The sequence below is a fragment of the Blastococcus litoris genome, assembly GCF_003075095.1.
GTDB lineage: Bacteria > Actinomycetota > Actinomycetes > Mycobacteriales > Geodermatophilaceae > Blastococcus_B > Blastococcus_B litoris.
Window position 1 is genome coordinate 199,208 of sequence record NZ_QCZF01000008.1, and the last position, 16,957, is coordinate 216,164.

At 72.3% G+C, this 16,957-nt stretch carries 9 protein-coding genes; 3 read left to right on the top strand and 6 right to left on the bottom strand.

Annotated features, from left to right (window positions below; translation table 11 throughout):
• The first annotated feature begins 81 nt into the window (after window positions 1-81).
• Window positions 82-1,047 carry a tetratricopeptide repeat protein gene (locus tag DCS98_RS17715; RefSeq protein WP_116452703.1) on the top strand — a complete coding sequence of 322 codons (966 nt, stop codon included), beginning with the start codon at window positions 82-84 and terminating at the stop codon, window positions 1,045-1,047.
• A gap of 231 nt (window positions 1,048-1,278) precedes the next feature.
• Here DCS98_RS17715 and DCS98_RS17720 read toward each other — a convergent pair whose 3' ends face one another.
• The 5 genes from DCS98_RS17720 to DCS98_RS17745 all read right to left on the bottom strand — a co-directional run bounded on the left by DCS98_RS17720 (window position 1,279) and on the right by DCS98_RS17745 (window position 10,886).
• Window positions 1,279-2,664, bottom strand: a complete 1,386-nt coding sequence (locus DCS98_RS17720) for a neutral zinc metallopeptidase (RefSeq protein WP_116452704.1) — start codon at window positions 2,662-2,664, stop codon at window positions 1,279-1,281.
• Window positions 2,665-2,794: 130 nt separating this feature from the next.
• The gene (gene glgB / locus DCS98_RS17725) at window positions 2,795-5,563 is read right to left on the bottom strand and encodes a 1,4-alpha-glucan branching protein GlgB (RefSeq protein ID WP_206340319.1); all 2,769 of its coding nucleotides are present in this window, start codon (window positions 5,561-5,563) and stop codon (window positions 2,795-2,797) included.
• A 28-nt stretch (window positions 5,564-5,591) separates the two neighbouring features.
• Window positions 5,592-6,962, bottom strand: a complete 1,371-nt coding sequence (locus DCS98_RS17735) for a maltokinase N-terminal cap-like domain-containing protein (RefSeq protein WP_116452706.1) — start codon at window positions 6,960-6,962, stop codon at window positions 5,592-5,594.
• On the bottom strand, window positions 6,959-8,803 hold the full coding sequence (gene treS, locus DCS98_RS17740) for a maltose alpha-D-glucosyltransferase (RefSeq protein WP_116452707.1): 1,845 nt from the start codon (window positions 8,801-8,803) through the stop codon (window positions 6,959-6,961). The genes DCS98_RS17735 and treS overlap by 4 nt, the downstream gene beginning before the upstream one ends.
• Before the next feature lie 49 nt (window positions 8,804-8,852).
• Window positions 8,853-10,886, bottom strand: a complete 2,034-nt coding sequence (locus DCS98_RS17745; protein WP_116452708.1) for an alpha-1,4-glucan--maltose-1-phosphate maltosyltransferase — start codon at window positions 10,884-10,886, stop codon at window positions 8,853-8,855.
• A 149-nt stretch (window positions 10,887-11,035) separates the two neighbouring features.
• Here DCS98_RS17745 and glgP point away from each other — a divergent pair, with 149 nt between their 5' ends.
• Together glgP and DCS98_RS17755 are read left to right on the top strand one after the other, a co-directional pair.
• The gene (gene glgP, locus DCS98_RS17750; protein WP_116452709.1) at window positions 11,036-13,585 is read left to right on the top strand and encodes an alpha-glucan family phosphorylase; all 2,550 of its coding nucleotides are present in this window, start codon (window positions 11,036-11,038) and stop codon (window positions 13,583-13,585) included.
• 122 nt (window positions 13,586-13,707) lie between these two features.
• Window positions 13,708-14,661: an FHA domain-containing protein gene (locus DCS98_RS17755; RefSeq protein ID WP_116452710.1), complete on the top strand. Its 954-nt coding sequence runs from the start codon at window positions 13,708-13,710 to the stop codon at window positions 14,659-14,661.
• A 120-nt stretch (window positions 14,662-14,781) separates the two neighbouring features.
• On the opposite strand, the gene glgX is transcribed toward DCS98_RS17755, so the two are convergent.
• The gene (glgX, locus tag DCS98_RS17760; RefSeq protein ID WP_116452711.1) at window positions 14,782-16,941 is read right to left on the bottom strand and encodes a glycogen debranching protein GlgX; all 2,160 of its coding nucleotides are present in this window, start codon (window positions 16,939-16,941) and stop codon (window positions 14,782-14,784) included.
• Window positions 16,942-16,957: the final 16 nt, after the last annotated feature.

Here is a 16,957-nt window from a genome sequence, read left to right on the forward strand (position 1 = left end):
CGAGGAGTGCCGGGACGGGCTCCGCGCAACTCGGGAACGCCCCCTGGCCGCGGTCGGAGCCCGGAGGGCGACAATGGACACATGCAGCCCACCCGCCCCGGACGTCCCGACCCCCGCGCTGCCGCCCAGCAGGCCCAGCTGGCGGCGGCCATGTCCGGCGCCGTCGACCTGGCCGCCGTCAAGGCCCGGTCGGAGGCCGCCGCGCGTGCCGCGACGGCGCCGCCGCCGAGCGCCGAGGCGCCTGCAGGGGCGCCCGGTTCGGCCGTCGTCGACGTCACCGAGGCGACGTTCCAGGCCGAGGTGCTCGACCGCTCGTTCCAGGTGCCGGTCGTCCTCGACCTCTGGGCGGAGTGGTGCGGGCCCTGCAAGCAGCTCTCCCCGGTGCTCGAGCGACTGGCCGCCGAGGGCGCCGGCTCCTGGGTGCTCGCCAAGGTCGACGTGGACGCCAACCCCGCGCTGGCCCAGGGCCTGCGGGTGCAGGGCATCCCGGCGGTGAAGGCGGTCTGGCAGGGGCAGCTGGTCGCGGAGTTCACCGGCGCCATCCCCGAGGAGCAGGCCCGCCAGTTCGTCACCGAGCTGGTGCGCGCCACGACCGGCGGGGCGGTCCCCGGCGGCGACGCCGAGGAGGCCGTCGCGGAGGACCCGCGGCTCGACGCCGCCGAGGCAGCGCTCGAGCGCGGTGACCTCGCCGCCGCCGAGGCCGCCTACCAGTCGATCCTCGACGCCGAGCCCGACCACCCCGAGGCCGCGCTGGCCCTGCGGCAGGTGCAGCTGTTCCGGCGGGCCGACGAGGCCGGCCCCGACGCCCTGGAGAAGGCCGACGCTGCGCCAGAGGACGTCGAGGCGCAGACGCGGGCGGCCGACTTCCTCCTCGGGACGGGCAACATCGAGGCCGCGTTCGACCGGCTGCTCGACGTCGTCCGGCGCACGGCAGGCGAGGACCGCGACCGCGCCCGGGTGCACCTGGTGGAGCTGTTCGCGGTCGTCGGTGACGAGGACCCGCGGGTCGGCGCGGCGCGGCGCCAGCTGATGGCCGCCCTCTTCTGAGAACACGTTGCGGCAGGCGTCGCCCCCCGGACGGCGACCTCGCCGCCGGTGGTGTCGCGGACGGGCGGTTCCACGGGCCGGACCGATGACGATCGTGGCGTCAGCCGCTCAGGCCGGCGGTCGCGGGGGTCAGAACGGCCGGCATCAGGCGGTGCCTCAGCGGTCGGGCCATGACGGGGGCATCGGCGTTCCGGCACGCGCGCACACGCCGACCAGGCCCCGCCCGGGCGGTCAGCCCTCCAGGTCGCAGGCCTCGCCGCCCTCGAGGAAGCCGGTGCGGAAGGCGCCGACCAGCTCGAACCCGGAGGCGTCGACGTTCGGGAAGACCTGGTTGTCGACGCCGTAGGTGAGCAGGAACTGCACCGCCTCGTCGATGTCGCCGGGGCTGATGACGGCGTACTCCTCGAACTGGCGGTTGTACCACTGGGCCTCGTACCAGCCGGTCAGGCAGACCGCCGAGCGGGTGGCGGCCCCGTCGTCCGTCGAGAGACCGGCCTGGTCGCGGACGGCCAGCGAGTACGGGAGGGAGATCGCCGTGGTCAGGGCGAAGTCCCCGATCTCGTCGTAGGCCGGTGTCGCGAGGTCCGTCTCGTCCACGTACACGGTGGAGTCCTCGGCGCAGTACCCGAGGTCGCGGTCCTCGAGGCCCTCGCAGTCGGGTGCCGTGCCGTCGAAGCCCTCGATCGCCGGAGGCTCGAAGTCGGTGCCGAAGGCGGCGGGGAACACGTCGCCGTAGAACAGGGGGAGCGTCGCGCTGATGAACCCGACGGCGTCCTCGAACGGGGCGTTGCCCTGACTGGCGAAGTCCTCGGGCCGCTCGAACTCCGCTGCGGTGAACAAGCGGTCGGAGCCGAAGTCGTCCCGGCAGGAACCCACACCGCCGTCGAACCCGTCGTAGAACGCCGACACGCGGTCGAAGTAGGAGCCGTGCGCCTGGGTGTCGTCGGGGTCGCTGCCCACGTCGTCGCGCAGCAGCAGGAACCCGCGGACCACGTCGTCGAGCTCCGGCGTCCGGATCGAGACGTGCTCGGCCGCCCCGCCGGCCACCCACGACGTCCAGGCGCCGGCCAGGCAGTCGGCCTGGGTCTCGTCCTGGATGCCGCGCTCGGAGAAGCCGAACCGCCCCTGCATGGCGTGGCCGAACTCGTGCGCCATGACGACCGGGACGAGGAAGCGGCCGTAGTCGGTAGCCAGCTCCTCGAGCAGCGCCCGGTCGTAGGCGATGAGGTCGCAGGTGGGGTCGTAGAACGCGTTGCCGGCCACCTCGTCGGGGGAGGTGGGCGAGCCGTCGCAGCCGATGCCGTTCTCCGGGTAGGCGCCCTCGTCGACGGCCTCGGAGTCGACGGAGAAGTAGCCGCCCTCGAGCGGGGCGAACTCGTCGTCGAAGAACTCGGGGTAGGCGTCGGCCCAGAACGTGTTGAGGTCGGCCAGGGCGTTGCGGGCGAACCGGTCGATCGGCTCGTCGCTGACCCCGGTGATCGGGAAGTCGTCGGCGGCGACGTCGACCGGCTCGTCGGCGCCCGGCGAGGCCTGGCCGGTGACGACCTCGGTGGCGCAGCCGGTGAGCAGCAGGACGCCGAGGGCGGCGGGCAGGACACGGCGCAGGACCGGCGTCATCGGCGACTGGTTCCCCCTGTGAGGTGGGCCGGCTCGGGCCCGGACCAACGGCAGCCCCACCAGGATGCCTGGTCAGCGGCCCCCACGGGGATCTCCGGCGCGCCGACGGCGCCGGAGACCCGCCGGTGGATCAGCTCTCGTGCAGCAGCCAGACGGTGCCGAGCGGGGGAGCGGCCACGGTCGCCGAGTACGGCTGACCGTGCCAGGGCGTCTCCTCGGCCTCGACGCCGCCCAGGTTGCCGACGCCCGAGCCGCCGTAGCCCTCGGCGTCGGTGTTGAGCACCTCGCGCCAGTGGCCACCGCGCGGCAGGCCGATCCGGTAGCCGTGGTGCGGCGAGCCCGAGAAGTTGACGACGCAGGCCAGCGCGGAGCCCGCGGCCGGGTCGGAGGCCTCGGCGCCCTCCTTCGCCGGCTTGCCGTACCGGAGGAAGGACAGCACGTTGCCGCTGGCGTCGTTCGCGTCGATCCACTGGAAGCCGGCCGGGTCGACGTCCTGCGACCACAGGGCGTCGAGCTCCTTGTAGCGGCTGTTCAGGTCCGTGACCAGCTGCAGGATCCCGCGGTGCGCCGGGTCGTCGAGGTGCCACCAGTCCAGCGACCGGCTCTCGGCCCACTCGGAGTCCTGCGCGAACTCCGAGCCCATGAACAGCAGCTGCTTGCCGGGGTGGGCCCACATGTAGGCCAGGTACGCCCGCAGGTTGGCCAGCTGCTGCCAGCGGTCGCCGGGCATCTTCCGGAGCATCGAGCCCTTGCCGTAGACGACCTCGTCGTGGCTGATCGGCAGGACGTAGTTCTCCGAGTACGCGTACATCATCGAGAACGTCAGCTGGCCGTGGTGGTAGCTGCGGTAGACCGGCTCGCGCTCCACGTAGGCGAGCGAGTCGTGCATCCAGCCCATGTTCCACTTGAAGCCGAAGCCCAGGCCGCCCAGGTGGGTGGGGCGGGTGACGCCCGGCCACGCCGTCGACTCCTCGGCGATGGTGACCACGCCGGGGACCTCGCGGTAGACGGTCGCGTTCATCTCCTGCAGGAACGCCACCGCCTCCAGGTTCTCCCGGCCGCCGTACTGGTTGGGCAGCCACTCGGTGCGGGAGTAGTCGAGGTAGAGCATCGAGGCGACGGCGTCCACGCGGATGCCGTCGACGTGGAACTCCTTGGCCCAGTACAGGGCGTTCGCGACGAGGAAGTTGCGCACCTCGGAGCGGCCGAAGTCGAAGACGTAGGTGCCCCAGTCCAGCTGCTCGCCGCGCCGCGGGTCGCCGTGCTCGTAGAGCGGGGTGCCGTCGAAGCGCGCCAGCGCCCAGTCGTCCTTGGGGAAGTGGGCGGGCACCCAGTCGACGATGACGCCGATGCCGGCCTGGTGGGCGCGGTCGATCAGGTAGCGCAGGTCGTCCGGGCTGCCGTAGCGCGCGGTGGGCGCGTAGTAGGAGGTGACCTGGTAGCCCCACGAGCCGCCGAACGGGTGCTCGGCCAGCGGCATGAACTCGATGTGCGTGAAGCCGGCGGCCACGACGTAGTCGACGAGCTCGTCGGCGAGCTGCCGGTAGGAGAGCCCCTGCCGCCAGGAGCCGGCGTGCACCTCGTAGACGCTCATCGGCCGCTCGTGCCAGCCCCCGCCGGCCCGCTCGGTGAGCCAGGCGTCGTCGGCCCACTCGTAGGTGGACTCGGTGACGACGGAGGCGTTGAGCGGCGGGACCTCGGTGGCGAACGCCAGCGGGTCCGACTTCTCGCGCCAGGTGCCGTCGGCCCCGAGCACGTGGTACCGGTACCGGCTGCCCACCTGGACGCCTGGGATGAAGATCTCCCAGACGCCGGAGGAGCCGAGCGAGCGCATCGGGTAGGCGCGCGCCTCCCAGTAGTCGAAGTCGCCGGTGACCTTCACGCCCGTGGCCGCGGGTGCCCAGACGGCGAAGGAGACGCCCTCGACGGTGCCGCGCGGGGTGTCGTAGCGCCGGACATGGGCGCCGAGCACCTCGTAGAGCCGCTCGTGGCGGCCCTCGCGGATCAGGTGCTCGTCCATGGGGCCGAGCGTCGGCATCCAGCGATAGGGGTCGTCGACGGTGAACGTGTTCTGCCCGCCCTGGCCGTCGGGGTAGACGACCTCGATGCGGTAGTCGCCGGGCTGCTGCGGCAGCTCGGCCTCGTGGATGCCGCCGGCGTGCAGCTGCCGGGCCTCGTAGCGCGTGCCGTCCTCGTCGACGACGGCCACGGAGACGGCGTCGGGACGCAGCGTCCGCACCACCCAGCCGTCGCCGGCCCGGTGCGCGCCGAGGATGCCGTGCGGGTCGTGCGACCAGCCCTCGACGATCGCGCGCAGCTCCTCGTCGGTGACCTGGCGCGTGGCAGCGGCGCCCGTGCCTCCCGCCGGCGCGCCGGCGTCGTCGGCCGCGGCGGGGACCGGTGCGGCGTCCTCGGCCGGCGATGCGTCCGGGGCCTGCGGCGTGCTGGGTTCTGCGGGATCGGTGCTGGGCGGCTCCGGCTGGGAAGCCGGGGCGCCGGTGGGGTCGCCGGGCTCGGCGATGGGCGCCGGCGCGACCACGGGGGTGGCCGTCGTCTCCTCGGCGGGGCCCTCGTCGGGCCGGTTGACGGCGTCGGGCCGTTCCTCGAGCTGGGCCGGCGCGGCCGCCTTCTTCGCCGCCGGCGTCCGCTTCGCCGTCGTCTTCTTCGCGGCGGGTGCCTTGGCGGCGGCGGTCTTCTTGGCAGCCGTGGTCTTGGCGGCCGCCGTCTTCTTCGCGGCGGGCGCCTTCTTGGCGGCGGTCGTGCGGGCGGCCTTCGCGGCCGGCTCGGCGTTCACGACGGGGTCGGTGCCGGCGGCGGCCTCGGCGGCTGCCACCCGTTCCTCGACGGCACGCTGCAGATCGTCCTTGCCGGCCACCGGGCCGCTGTCGTCGGTCGTCATCGTCTCGCCGTCCTCTTCGGTGCTGGGGTCACTGAGCGCTGGTGAGTCGTGACAGGGAGTTGAGCGGGATCATCAGCCAGTGCGGACGGTTCCGTGCCTCGTAGACGCACTCGTAAACCGCTTTGTCCGCCTCGAACGCCCGAAGGAGTGGTGACTCGCCGCACGGGTCGAGGCCGCTGGCGGCGGAGTAACCGGCGCAGTAGGCCGCGCGGTTGCGGGCTGCCCACTCCTGCGCCCGGTAGGCGCGCTGGGCGTCGTCGGGCTGCTCGACCAGCATGTGCCGGGCCGCGTAGTCGAAGCTGCGCAGCATGCCGGCGACGTCCCGGAGCGGGCTGTCGAGCTCCCGGCGGCTGGCCAGGGACCGGGCCGGCTCGCCTTCGAAGTCCAGGACGATCCAGCCGGTGGCCGTGCGCAGCACCTGGCCGAGGTGCAGGTCGCCGTGCACCCGCTGGCGGACGACGGGTTCCCGGCTCCCGGCGACGGCGGCGTAGAGCGCCCGCAGGCCGTCGGCGTGCTCGGCGAGCTGCGGGACGACCTCGATGGCCGCGTCGAGCCGCTCGTTCATCTGGGCGGCGGTCGCGGCGTACCACTCCTCGCCGGCCGGCTCGCTGGGCAGGACGCGCGCCATGTCCGCGTGCACCGACGCCGTCGCCGCGCCCAGCCGCTCGCTGTCGGCGGCGAAGTCGCCACCGACCTCGTCGGCGTGCAGGTCACCCTCGGCGTAGAGGTCGCGGACGCTCGCGGTGGCCAGCCGCCACCCGTCGCTGGCGTTCGGCACGAACGTCTGCAGCATCGCGACGGTCGCCGGCGGATTGCCCGGATCCGGGTCGTCGATCTCGATGTGCCCGAGCAGCGGCGCGATGTGCTCGTTGTCGGTCTCCCGCAGCGCCGCGTGCACCTCGACGTCGGGGTTGAGACCGGGCTCGAGCCGGCGGAACAGCTTGAGGATCGCCTCCTGGCCGTAGGTCAGCGAGGTGTTGCTCTGCTCGCCGGAGACGATGTCGCCGGGCAGGCCCTCCGGGATGTAGGCGACGCCGGCCGGGTGGAAGTGCATCGGCCCGACGGTGGAGGCGTTGACCAGGTGGATCAGCCACGGGGTCGTGGCCTCCCGGTCGCGCATCGCGTCGTAGGCGTAGGTCTCCCGGCCGTCGTTGGCCACCGCACCGATGAATGCCGCCTCCAGCTCGTCGGCCGGGTGGTCGCGCCAGGACAGGGGGACCAGGTAGGTCTCCCGCGTGCCGTCGGTGTAGCTCACCCGGACCCGGTGCACCGACACCACGGGGTTGCCGCGGTCGAGGAAGAAGCCGTCCTCGGTGACGTCGGCCCACTCGCGGCCCTTGCTCCCGAACCAGCGCTGGTGCGGCATCCACTCGCGGAACAGGTCGGTCAGGGCCTTCATCGGTCGTCTCCCGATCCGGGGGCGATGTCGTCGGGGAGGTTGTCGCCCGGGGTCTCCTCGGCCGCGCTGACCAACCCCGCGGCGAGCAGGGAGTCGGCGACGGCGCTCGAGGTCGCGGTTTCCCAGTCCTCGTGCTCGTCGGTGACGACGGCGGCCGGCTTGCTGAGCTCGAACCAGTAGAAGCCGTGCCCGGCGAGGGTGAGCATGTAGGGCAGGACGCCGATCTCCGGGAACTCCACCCGCCCGGTCAGCTCGATCGGCCGGTAGCCCTCGAACTGCCGGAGGTCGAGCTCCACCGGTTGCGGGAACCGGGACAGGTTGTTCACGCACAGCACGACGTCGTCCCCGAAGCGCCGCACGAACGACAGCACCGTGGGGTTGCGGGAGCCGATCTCCTCGAAGCTGCCCAGGCCGAAGGTGGGGTGCTCGTTGCGCACCTGGATCATCCGCCGGATCCAGTGCAGCAGCGAGGTCGTGTTGCGCAGCTGCGACTCGACGTTGGTGACCTGGTAGCCGTAGACCGGGTCCTGGTTCAGCGGCAGGTACATCCGCTGCGGGTCGGCGGTGGAGAACCCGCCGTTGCGATCGGGGGTCCACTGCATCGGCGTCCGGACTCCGTCGCGGTCACCGAGCCAGATGTTGTCGCCCATGCCGATCTCGTCCCCGTAGTAGAGGACCGGCGAGCCGGGCAGGGACAGCAGCAGCGCGTTGAACAGCTCGAGGGTGTTGACGTCGTTGTCGAGCAGCGGTGCCAGCCGGCGGCGGATGCCGATGTTGGCCTTCATGCGGGGGTCCTTGGCGTACTCATCCCACATGTAGTCGCGTTCCTCGTCGGTGACCATCTCGAGGGTGAGCTCGTCGTGGTTGCGGAGGAAGACGCCCCACTGGCAGTTGTCCGGGATCTCCGGCGTCTGCGCCATGATCTCCGAGATCGGGAAGCGCTGCTCCCGTCGCACGGCCATGAACAGGCGCGGCATGACCGGGAAGTGGAAGGCCATCTGGCACTCGTCGCCGTCCTCGCCGAAGTACTCGACGACGTCAGCGGGCCACTGGTTGGCCTCGCACAGCAGCACGCGGTCGGGGTAGTCGGCGTCGACGACCTTGCGCACCTGCTTGAGGAACTCGTGGGTCTTCGGGAGGTTCTCGCAGTTGGTGCCCTCCTCCTCGAAGAGGTAGGGCACCGCGTCGAGGCGGAAACCGTCGATGCCGAGGTCCAGCCAGAAGCGCAGGGCGTCGATGATCGCCTCCTGCACGCGCGGGTTCTCGAAGTTGAGGTCCGGCTGGTGGGAGAAGAAGCGGTGCCAGAAGTACTGCTTGCGCACCGGGTCGAACGTCCAGTTCGAGCTCTCGGTGTCGACGAAGATGATCCGCGCGTCGGCGTACTTCGTGTCGTCGTCGGACCACACGTAGAAGTCGCCGTAGGGCCCGTCCGGGTCGCTGCGACTGGCCTGGAACCACGGGTGCTGGTCCGAGGTGTGGTTCATGACGAAGTCGATGATCACCCGCATGCCACGGGCGTGGGCCTCGGTGAGGAACTCCCGGAAGTCCTCGATGTCCCCGAACTCCGGCAGGACGGCGGTGTAGTCGCTGACGTCGTAGCCGCCGTCGCGCAGCGGGGAGGCGAAGAACGGCGGCAGCCAGAGGCAGTCGACGCCGAGCCACTGCAGGTAGTCCAGCTTGTCGATCATGCCGCGGATGTCGCCGACGCCGTCGGCGTTGCTGTCGGCGAAGCCCCGCACCAGGACCTCGTAGAAGACGGCGCGCTTGAACCACTCGGGGTCCGTCCCGGGCGGGGGGAGCGCGGATCGGGAGTCGGGGAAGTCGGGGACGGGAACGGTCATCGCTTCGAGCAGACCTCGTTCGGTTCGCGGGCGGTCAGGGGCAGCGGGTTCAGGTGACCGGGGGCGGGAACTGCACCGGCCGCGGCAGGGTGACCGCGAAGACGTGGGCCGGCTCCCGGTAGGGGTCCAGCTCCAGGTAGTTGAACTGGCCCCAGTCGTAGCGGGCGCCGGTCAGCTCGTCGGTGACGCCGAACCGCTCGTGCCAGTCCAGGCCGAGCACCGGGAGGTCGAGGGCCGTCGTCCCGATCTGGGTGTTGTGGCTGGACAGGTTGACCACCACGAGGACGGCGTCCTGCGACCCGGGATCGGTCTTGGTGAAGCAGAGCAGGTTGGGGTTGTCGACCGAGTGGAAGTGCAGCGTGCGCAGCTGCTGGAGCGCCGGGTGCGCGCGGCGGATCTCGTTGAGCCGGCGCAGGTAGGGCGCGAGGCTGCGCCCGGACGCCTCGGCGGCCTCCCAGTCGCGGGGGCGCAGCGAGTACTTCTCGCTGTCGAGGTACTCCTCGCTGCCCGGCTTCACCGCCACGTGCTCGAACAGCTCGAAGCCCGAGTAGACACCCCAGGTGGGGCTCATCATCGAGGCGAGCACGGCGCGGATCTTGAACATCGGCGGGCCGCCGAACTGCAGCGACTCGTGGAGGATGTCCGGGGTGTTCACGAAGAAGTTGGGCCGCATGTAGTGGCTGTTGGTGGCCAGCTCGCGGCCGTACTCCTCGAGTTCGCCGCGCTCGGTCCGCCACGTGAAGTACGTGTAGGACTGCGTGAACCCGATGCGCGCCAGCTGGTGCATCATCGCCGGCCGCGTGAAGGCCTCGGCCAGGAAGAGCACGTCGGGGTGGCTCTGCTTGACGTCCCAGATGAGCCAGTGCCAGAAGTTCAGCGGCTTGGTGTGCGGGTTGTCGACGCGGAAGATCTTCACCCCGGCGTCGATCCACACCTGGATCACCCGCCGGCACTCGGCGTAGATGCCCTCGGGGTCGTTGTCGAAGTTGATCGGGTAGATGTCCTGGTACTTCTTCGGCGGGTTCTCCGCGTAGGCGATCGTGCCGTCGGGCTTGGTGGTGAACCACTCCGGGTGGGCCTCCACCCACGGGTGGTCCGGCGCCGCCTGGAGCGCGAAGTCCAGGGCCACCTCCATGCCGAGCTCGCGGGTGCGCGCGACGAAGGCCGTGAAGTCCTCCATCGTCCCCAGCTGCGGGTGGACGGCGTCGTGGCCGCCCTCGGCGCTGCCGATCGCCCACGGCGAGCCGACGTCGTCGGGGCCGATCTCGTGCGGGTTGCCCCCGGGGAACTGGGTGGAGTTCGGCCCCTTGCGGTTGACCGTGCCGATGGGGTGGATCGGCGGCAGGTAGACGACGTCGAAGCCCATCTCGGCGACGGCCGGCAGGCGGTCGGCCGCGTTGGCGAAGGTGCCGTGGGTGGGCTTGCCCCCCACGACCGGGCCCTCGGAGCGCGGGAAGAACTCGTACCAGGACCCGTACAGCGCCTCGCGCCGGTCGACCCACACCTCGTAGCGCGGCGAGCGGGTGACCAGCTCGCGCACGGGGTGCTCGTGCAGGTACCGCTGCAGGCCCGCGGCCAGTGCGGGCGCGATGCGGACGGTGAGCTCCTGCGACTCGTCGCGCAGCGCGGCAGCCGCGGCCGTGACCCGGTCCCGGAACTCGCCCTCGGCCTCGGCGGCGACGCGGTCGAGCAGCCGCGCGCCCTCCTCGAGGTCGTTGGCCAGCTCCTCGGGGCCCTGCCCGGCCTCGACCTTCACCTCGACGGCGTGCCGCCAGGTGGCCAGCGGGTCGCTCCACGCCTCGACGCAGTAGGACCAGCGGCCCTCGCGGTCGGGCACGACGGTGGCGAGCCAGCGGTCGGGCTCCGGCGGGAGCTTCGCCATGCGGACGAAGGGCGACTTCGAGTCGTCGTCGCCGGGGGCGGTCCACACGACGTTCGCGGCGACGGCGTCGTGGCCCTCGCGGAAGACGGTGGCCGTGATCGGCAGGTGCTCGCCGACCACGGCGCGGGCGGAGAACGACCCGCAGGACACGACAGGGGCGACATCGGAGATGCCGAGGCGGAGATCAGGGCGGCCAGTCATCGCCGACCACGCTACTGAGGTCCCGTCCCACCAGCACCTCGGCTGCGATCACGCCCCACCCACCTCACCCGTACGGGCGTGCGCGGGGGTCGCTCCACCAATTCGCCGGAACCCCTGGCGGTACGCCGTCCGCTCGTTAGTCTCGGCCGGTGCGTGCTCTTCGTCGGTTCACCGTCCGTGCGGCGCTGCCCGAACCCCTGACGCCCCTGTCCCAGCTCGTGATGAACCTCCGGTGGTCCTGGCACCCCGAGACCCGCGACCTCTTCGAGACCCTCGACCCCGCGCTGTGGCAGACCTGCGGCGGCGACCCGGTCCGGGCGCTGGGCGAGGTGTCGGCCGAGCGCCTGGCGGCGCTGGCCAAGGACCGCAGGTTCGTCCGTCGTCTGCAGGACGCCGTCGACGACCTCGAGGAGTACCTGACGACCCCGCGCTGGTACCAGTCGCTGGGCTCCGAGGCGCCGAAGAGCATCGCCTACTTCTCCGCGGAGTTCGGCATCACCGAGGTGCTGCCGCAGTACTCCGGCGGCCTGGGCATCCTCGCCGGCGACCACCTCAAGGCCGCCTCCGACCTGGGCGTGCCGCTGATCGGCGTCGGGCTGCTCTACCGCGCCGGCTACTTCGCCCAGGGGCTGTCCGCCGACGGCTGGCAGCTGGAGCACTACCCGTCGCTGGACCCGCACGGTCTGCCGGTGAAGCTGCTGCGCGAGCACGACGGCTCCGCAGCGGTCATCAACGTGCCCCTGCCCGAGGGGCGCACCCTGTACGCGCACGTCTGGCGGGCCCAGGTCGGCCGCGTGACGCTCCTGCTGCTCGACAGCGACATCGAGGAGAACGCCCCCTCCGAGCGGCTGGTGACCGACCGGCTCTACGGCGGCGACGAGGACCACCGGCTGCGCCAGGAGATGCTGCTGGGCATCGGTGGCGTCCGCGCCGTGCGCGCCTACTGCGGACTGACCGACACCCCGCTGCCCGAGGTGTTCCACGCCAACGAGGGCCACGCGGGCTTCCAGGGGATCGAGCGGATCCGCGAGCTGACCGAGGCCCACGGGCTCTCCTTCCCCGAGGCGCTGCAGGCGGTGCGCGCGGGCACCGTGTTCACCACGCACACGCCGGTCCCGGCCGGCATCGACCGCTTCCCGAAGGCGCTCATCGAGCGGTACTTCGCCGCCTTCGGCGTACCGCTGCACGACCTCCTCGCGCTCGGCGCCGAGGAGGACCCGTCGAAGTTCAACATGGCCCACATGGGCCTGCGGCTGGGCCAGCGCGCCAACGGGGTGAGCGAGCTGCACGGGCACGTCAGCCGCGGCATGTTCAGCGACCTCTGGCCGGGCTTCGACGAGTCCGACGTCCCCATCGGCTCCATCACCAACGGCGTGCACGCCCCGACGTGGACCGCGCGCGAGCTGGTCGAGATGGGCACCCAGAGCACGAGCCAGGGCGACCCGCTGGAGATCCACGGGCCCGTGCACTTCGACGGCGTCGACAAGATCCCCGCCGCCGACCTCTGGAGCATCCGCCGCACGCTGCGCGGCCGGCTGGTCGAGGAGGTGCGCCGCCGGATCCGCGAGACGGCCCTGTCCCGCGGGGCGACCGACGCCGAGGTCGGCTGGACCGACACCGCGTTCGACCCCGACGTCCTGACCATCGGGTTCGCCCGCCGGGTCCCGTCCTACAAGCGGCTGACCCTCATGCTCCGCGACCCGGCGCGGCTCAAGGCGCTGCTCCTGGACCCCCAGCGCCCCATCCAGCTCATCATCGCCGGCAAGAGCCACCCGGCCGACGACGGCGGCAAGAAGCTCATCCAGCAGATGGTGGAGTTCGCCGACGACCCGGAGATCCGGCACCGCATCGCCTTCCTGCCGGGCTACGACATCGGCATGGCGCGCTACCTCTACTGGGGCTGCGACGTCTGGCTGAACAACCCGCTGCGGCCGCTCGAGGCCTGCGGCACGTCCGGGATGAAGGCAGCGCTCAACGGCGGCCTGAACCTCTCCATCCGCGACGGGTGGTGGGACGAGTGGTTCGACGGCCAGAACGGCTGGGCGATCCCGACCGCCGACGGCGTCACCGACCCCGACCGGCGCGACGAGGTCGAGGCGCGGGCCATCTACGAGCTCCTCGAGAACCAGGTGCAGCCGCGCTTCTACGAGCGCGACGCCAACGGCATCCCCGCCCGCTGGGTGGAGATGGTGCGGCACACGCTGCGCGAGACCGGGCCCAAGGTGCAGGCCACCCGCATGGTCCGCGACTACGTGCAGGCCCTGTACGTGCCCGCAGCCGGCTCGGCGCGGGTGATGGCGGGCGACGGCTACACCCCGGCCCGCGAGGAGGCGGCCTGGCGGTCCCACCTGCTGTCGAACTGGCAGTCGGTCCGCGTGGCGCACGTGGAGGCGACCGGCGCCGGTGACACCCCGGAGATCGGGACGACGCTCGCCCTGCGGGCCGAGGTCGAGCTCCCGGGCCTGGCCACGGGCGACGTCGTGGTCGAGGCGGCGTACGGCCGGGTCGACGACGCCGACGGGCTGCACGACGTGACCAGCGTGCCGATGGCGCACGAGCACACCGAGGGCTCCCGGCACTGGTTCACGGCGACGGTCCCGCTCGAGCGGACGGGTGCATTCGGTTACACGGTGCGCGTTCTCCCGCACTCCGAGCGCATGGCCGATCCGGCCGAGCTGGGTGTGGTGAGCAGCGCATGAACGTTGTGCACCAGGCACTTTCATCACAGGTGACCCAATGACCTCGCGGAACGTGGCGACAGCCCGGCGTGGCGGGGGCGCGGGCGCGCCGAGACGGCGTGGCGATCACTAGGCTGGAGGCCATGCCTGACCGCTGTGAAGTGCTCCCCGGAGATTCTGTCGTCGCCCGCCGCGGCGGCGGACTGCTGTGGGTCGACGCTCCCGGCTCGCCCGCCCTCGTCGCGGCCCTGCACGCCTGCCTCGGTGTGTCGGGTCCCGGCGCCGACCGGGTGCTCGCCGCCGTCGCCGGACAGGTGAGCTCCCTCGCCCACGGGGCGGCCTCCTTCGCCCTCGTCGTCGCCGACCCCGCGACCGGTACGGGCGTCGCCCTGTGGTCCGGCAAGGGCCAGCCGGCCGTGGACGGCGTCCCGATGTCCGGGTCGTCGGTCGAGGGCGGCACGCTCGCCTCCGGCTTCCAGCTCGGCCAGACGCTGTACGTCGGTCCCGGGCAGGCCGCACCGCAGATGCCCCCGGGCGTCGCGTACGACCTCGTGGAGGGAACGGTCCCCGGCTCGGGCGCCATGCTCCAGCTGGCCGCCTCGGCACCGGCCTCCGCCGCGGCCCAGCCGTCCTCGGCGCCGTCCTTCAGCGCCGCGTCCGACGCGGGCTTCGGTTCGGGCTCGGGCTCCAGCCGGGTCGCCGCGCCGGACTCGGGTGAGCAGACCGCGTTCTGGCGGCCGGACACCAAGGCGTCCGCGCCGGTGCTGCGGTTCGACGACGGCATGGTCGTCACCGTCGACGAGGACATCGTGCTCGGCCGCCGTCCCGACAACCACGAGATGGTGACCAGCGGCGGCGCCCGCCCGGTGCCGATCGCCGACACCCAGAACGTGCTGTCGTCGGCGCACGCCGCGCTGCAGCGCTCGGGCAGCGAGGTCTCGCTGGTCGACCTCGGGTCGCTGAACGGCACGCACGTCGCCGGCCCCGAGGCCACCGAGTGGACGCAGCTCGAGCCGGGTGTCGCCCACCCGCTGTCGGACGGCGACCGCCTCCTCCTCGGCTGGACCGTCATCACCTTCGAGCAGCCGCAGGACTAGATCAACGCGGTCCTCCGGACCGCACCGCGGCCACGTGCCGTCCTCGGTGGGCGGAGCCGTTGAGTCGTGCCTGCGCGGGACCCTCCGGGCCCCACTCGGCGCGACGGCGGCTCCGCCGCCTCATGGGCGGCGCAGGACGCGCAGCAGCCAGACGCAGCGGCTGGGCACCTCGACGGTCCCGGGCGCGATGATCGCCGTCTCCGGGGGAGTGCCGGTCGGGTACTCGGTCGAGACGACCAGCTCGTAGCCGTCCGCCCACGGGGGCCCGGGCAGCTCGACGGTGACCGGCGCCGGCCCGGCGTGCAGCTGCACCAGGTAGGAGTCGTCGACCACCGGCCGGCCGTGCTCGTCGCGGTGCCGGATCCCGCGGCCGTCGAGGTACATGCCGACCGTCTGCAGGCCGGTGTCGAACCAGTCCTGCGTCGTCAGCTGGCCGCCGTCCGGCGCGAACCAGGCGAGGTCGCGGGTGCCACCGCTGCCGGGGATCTCGTGCCCCTCGAAGAACGCCTCCTGCCGCAGCACCGGTGAGCCCCGGCGCAGGCGGATCAGCTCGGTGACGAACGCGCGCAGGTCGTCGTCGACGTCCTTCCAGTCCATCCAGGACACCTCGTTGTCCTGGCAGTAGGCGTTGTTGTTGCCCTGCTGGGTGCGGCCGAGCTCGTCGCCCGCGGTGAGCATCGGGACGCCGGTCGAGAGCAGCAGCGTCGCCAGGTGGTTGCGCACCTGGCGGGCTCGCAGCGCGGTGACGTCGGGGTCGACGGTCGGCCCCTCGACGCCGCAGTTCCAGTTCCGGTTGTGGCTCTCGCCGTCCCGGTTGTCCTCGCCGTTGGCCTCGTTGCGCTTGTGCTCGTAGGTGACCAGGTCGCTCATCGTGAAGCCGTCGTGCGCGGTCACGAAGTTGATCGAGGCGAACGGGCGCCGCCCGTCGGACCGGTAGAGGTCCGACGAGCCGGTCAGCCGGTAGGCCAGGTCGCGGACGCCGACGTGCGCCCCCGACCAGACGTCGCGCACGGTGTCGCGGTACTTGCCGTTCCACTCCGTCCACGGCGGCGGGAAGTTGCCCACCTGGTAGCCGCCCGGGCCGACGTCCCAGGGCTCGGCGATCAGCTTCACCTGGCTGACCACCGGGTCCTGGTGGACGACGTCGAAGAAGGCCGAGAGCCGGTCGACGTCGTGCATCGAGCGGGCCAGCGCGGAGGCGAGGTCGAACCGGAAGCCGTCGACGTGCATCTCGGTGACCCAGTAGCGCAGCGAGTCCATGAGCAGCGCCAGCACCGCCGGCCGGCGCACGTCGAGGGTGTTCCCGCAGCCGGTGTAGTCGGTGTACCGGCCGCGGTTGCCGCCGTCGAGCCGGTAGTAGCCGGCGTTGTCGATGCCCTTGAACGACAGCGTCGGGCCGGTGTGGTCGCCCTCGGCGGTGTGGTTGTAGACGACGTCGAGGATCACCTCGATGCCGGCGGCGTGCAGCTCCTTGACCATGGTCTTGAACTCGACGACCTGCCCGCCCCCGCTGCCCGAGGCGCTGTACGCGGCGTGCGGCGCGAAGTACCCGAGGGTGTTGTAGCCCCAGTAGTTCGTCAGCCCGCGGCGCAGCAGGTGCGGCTCGCTGACGAACTGGTGCACCGGCAGCAGCTCCACCGCCGAGACCCCGAGCGACTGCAGGTGCTCCACGAACGCGGGGTGCGCCAGGCCCGCGTAGGTGCCGCGCAGGTGCGCCGGGACGTCCGGGTGCGCCGCCGTGGCGCCCTTCACGTGCACCTCGTAGATGACCGTGTCCGACCACGGGGTGCGCAGCGGACGGTCGCCGTCCCACGGGAACGGGTCGTGGACGACGACGCCGCGGGGCACGTAGGGGGCGGAGTCCTGCTCGTCGCACGCGCTGCCGTCGACGGAGTCCCCGACGTACCCGAAGAGCGACGAATGCAGCGAGACGTCGCCGTCGACCGCGCGGGCGTAGGGGTCGAGCAGCAGCTTGGCGGGGTTGTACCGCTGGCCGGCGCCCGGGTCGTAGGGACCGTGGACGCGGTAGCCGTACCGCTGGCCCGGGCCCACACCGGGCACCCGGCCGTGCCACACCTGGTGCGTGGTCTCCTCGAGCCGGTGGCGGTGCTCGGTGCCGTCGGCGTCGAACAGGCACAGGTCGACCGCCTGGGCGCCGGACGACCAGAGCGCGAAGTTCGTGCCGGTCCCGTCCCAGACCGCGCCGAGCGGCGACGGCGTCCCCGGCAGCACCTCCCGCGCGCGTTCGGTGCCGGTGCGGTCGCTGCCTGGTCCGCTCATGCCGCGATCGTGCCAA

Coding starts and splice junctions, on each gene's coding strand:
- DCS98_RS17715 (WP_116452703.1), top strand. CDS start 82: ATGCAGCCCACCCGCCCCGGACGTCCCGACCCCCGCGCTGCCGCCCAG.
- DCS98_RS17720 (WP_116452704.1), bottom strand. CDS start 2,664: ATGACGCCGGTCCTGCGCCGTGTCCTGCCCGCCGCCCTCGGCGTCCTG.
- glgB (WP_206340319.1), bottom strand. CDS start 5,563: ATGACGACCGACGACAGCGGCCCGGTGGCCGGCAAGGACGATCTGCAG.
- DCS98_RS17735 (WP_116452706.1), bottom strand. CDS start 6,962: ATGAAGGCCCTGACCGACCTGTTCCGCGAGTGGATGCCGCACCAGCGC.
- treS (WP_116452707.1), bottom strand. CDS start 8,803: ATGACCGTTCCCGTCCCCGACTTCCCCGACTCCCGATCCGCGCTCCCC.
- DCS98_RS17745 (WP_116452708.1), bottom strand. CDS start 10,886: ATGACTGGCCGCCCTGATCTCCGCCTCGGCATCTCCGATGTCGCCCCT.
- DCS98_RS17755 (WP_116452710.1), top strand. CDS start 13,708: ATGCCTGACCGCTGTGAAGTGCTCCCCGGAGATTCTGTCGTCGCCCGC.
- glgX (WP_116452711.1), bottom strand. CDS start 16,941: ATGAGCGGACCAGGCAGCGACCGCACCGGCACCGAACGCGCGCGGGAG.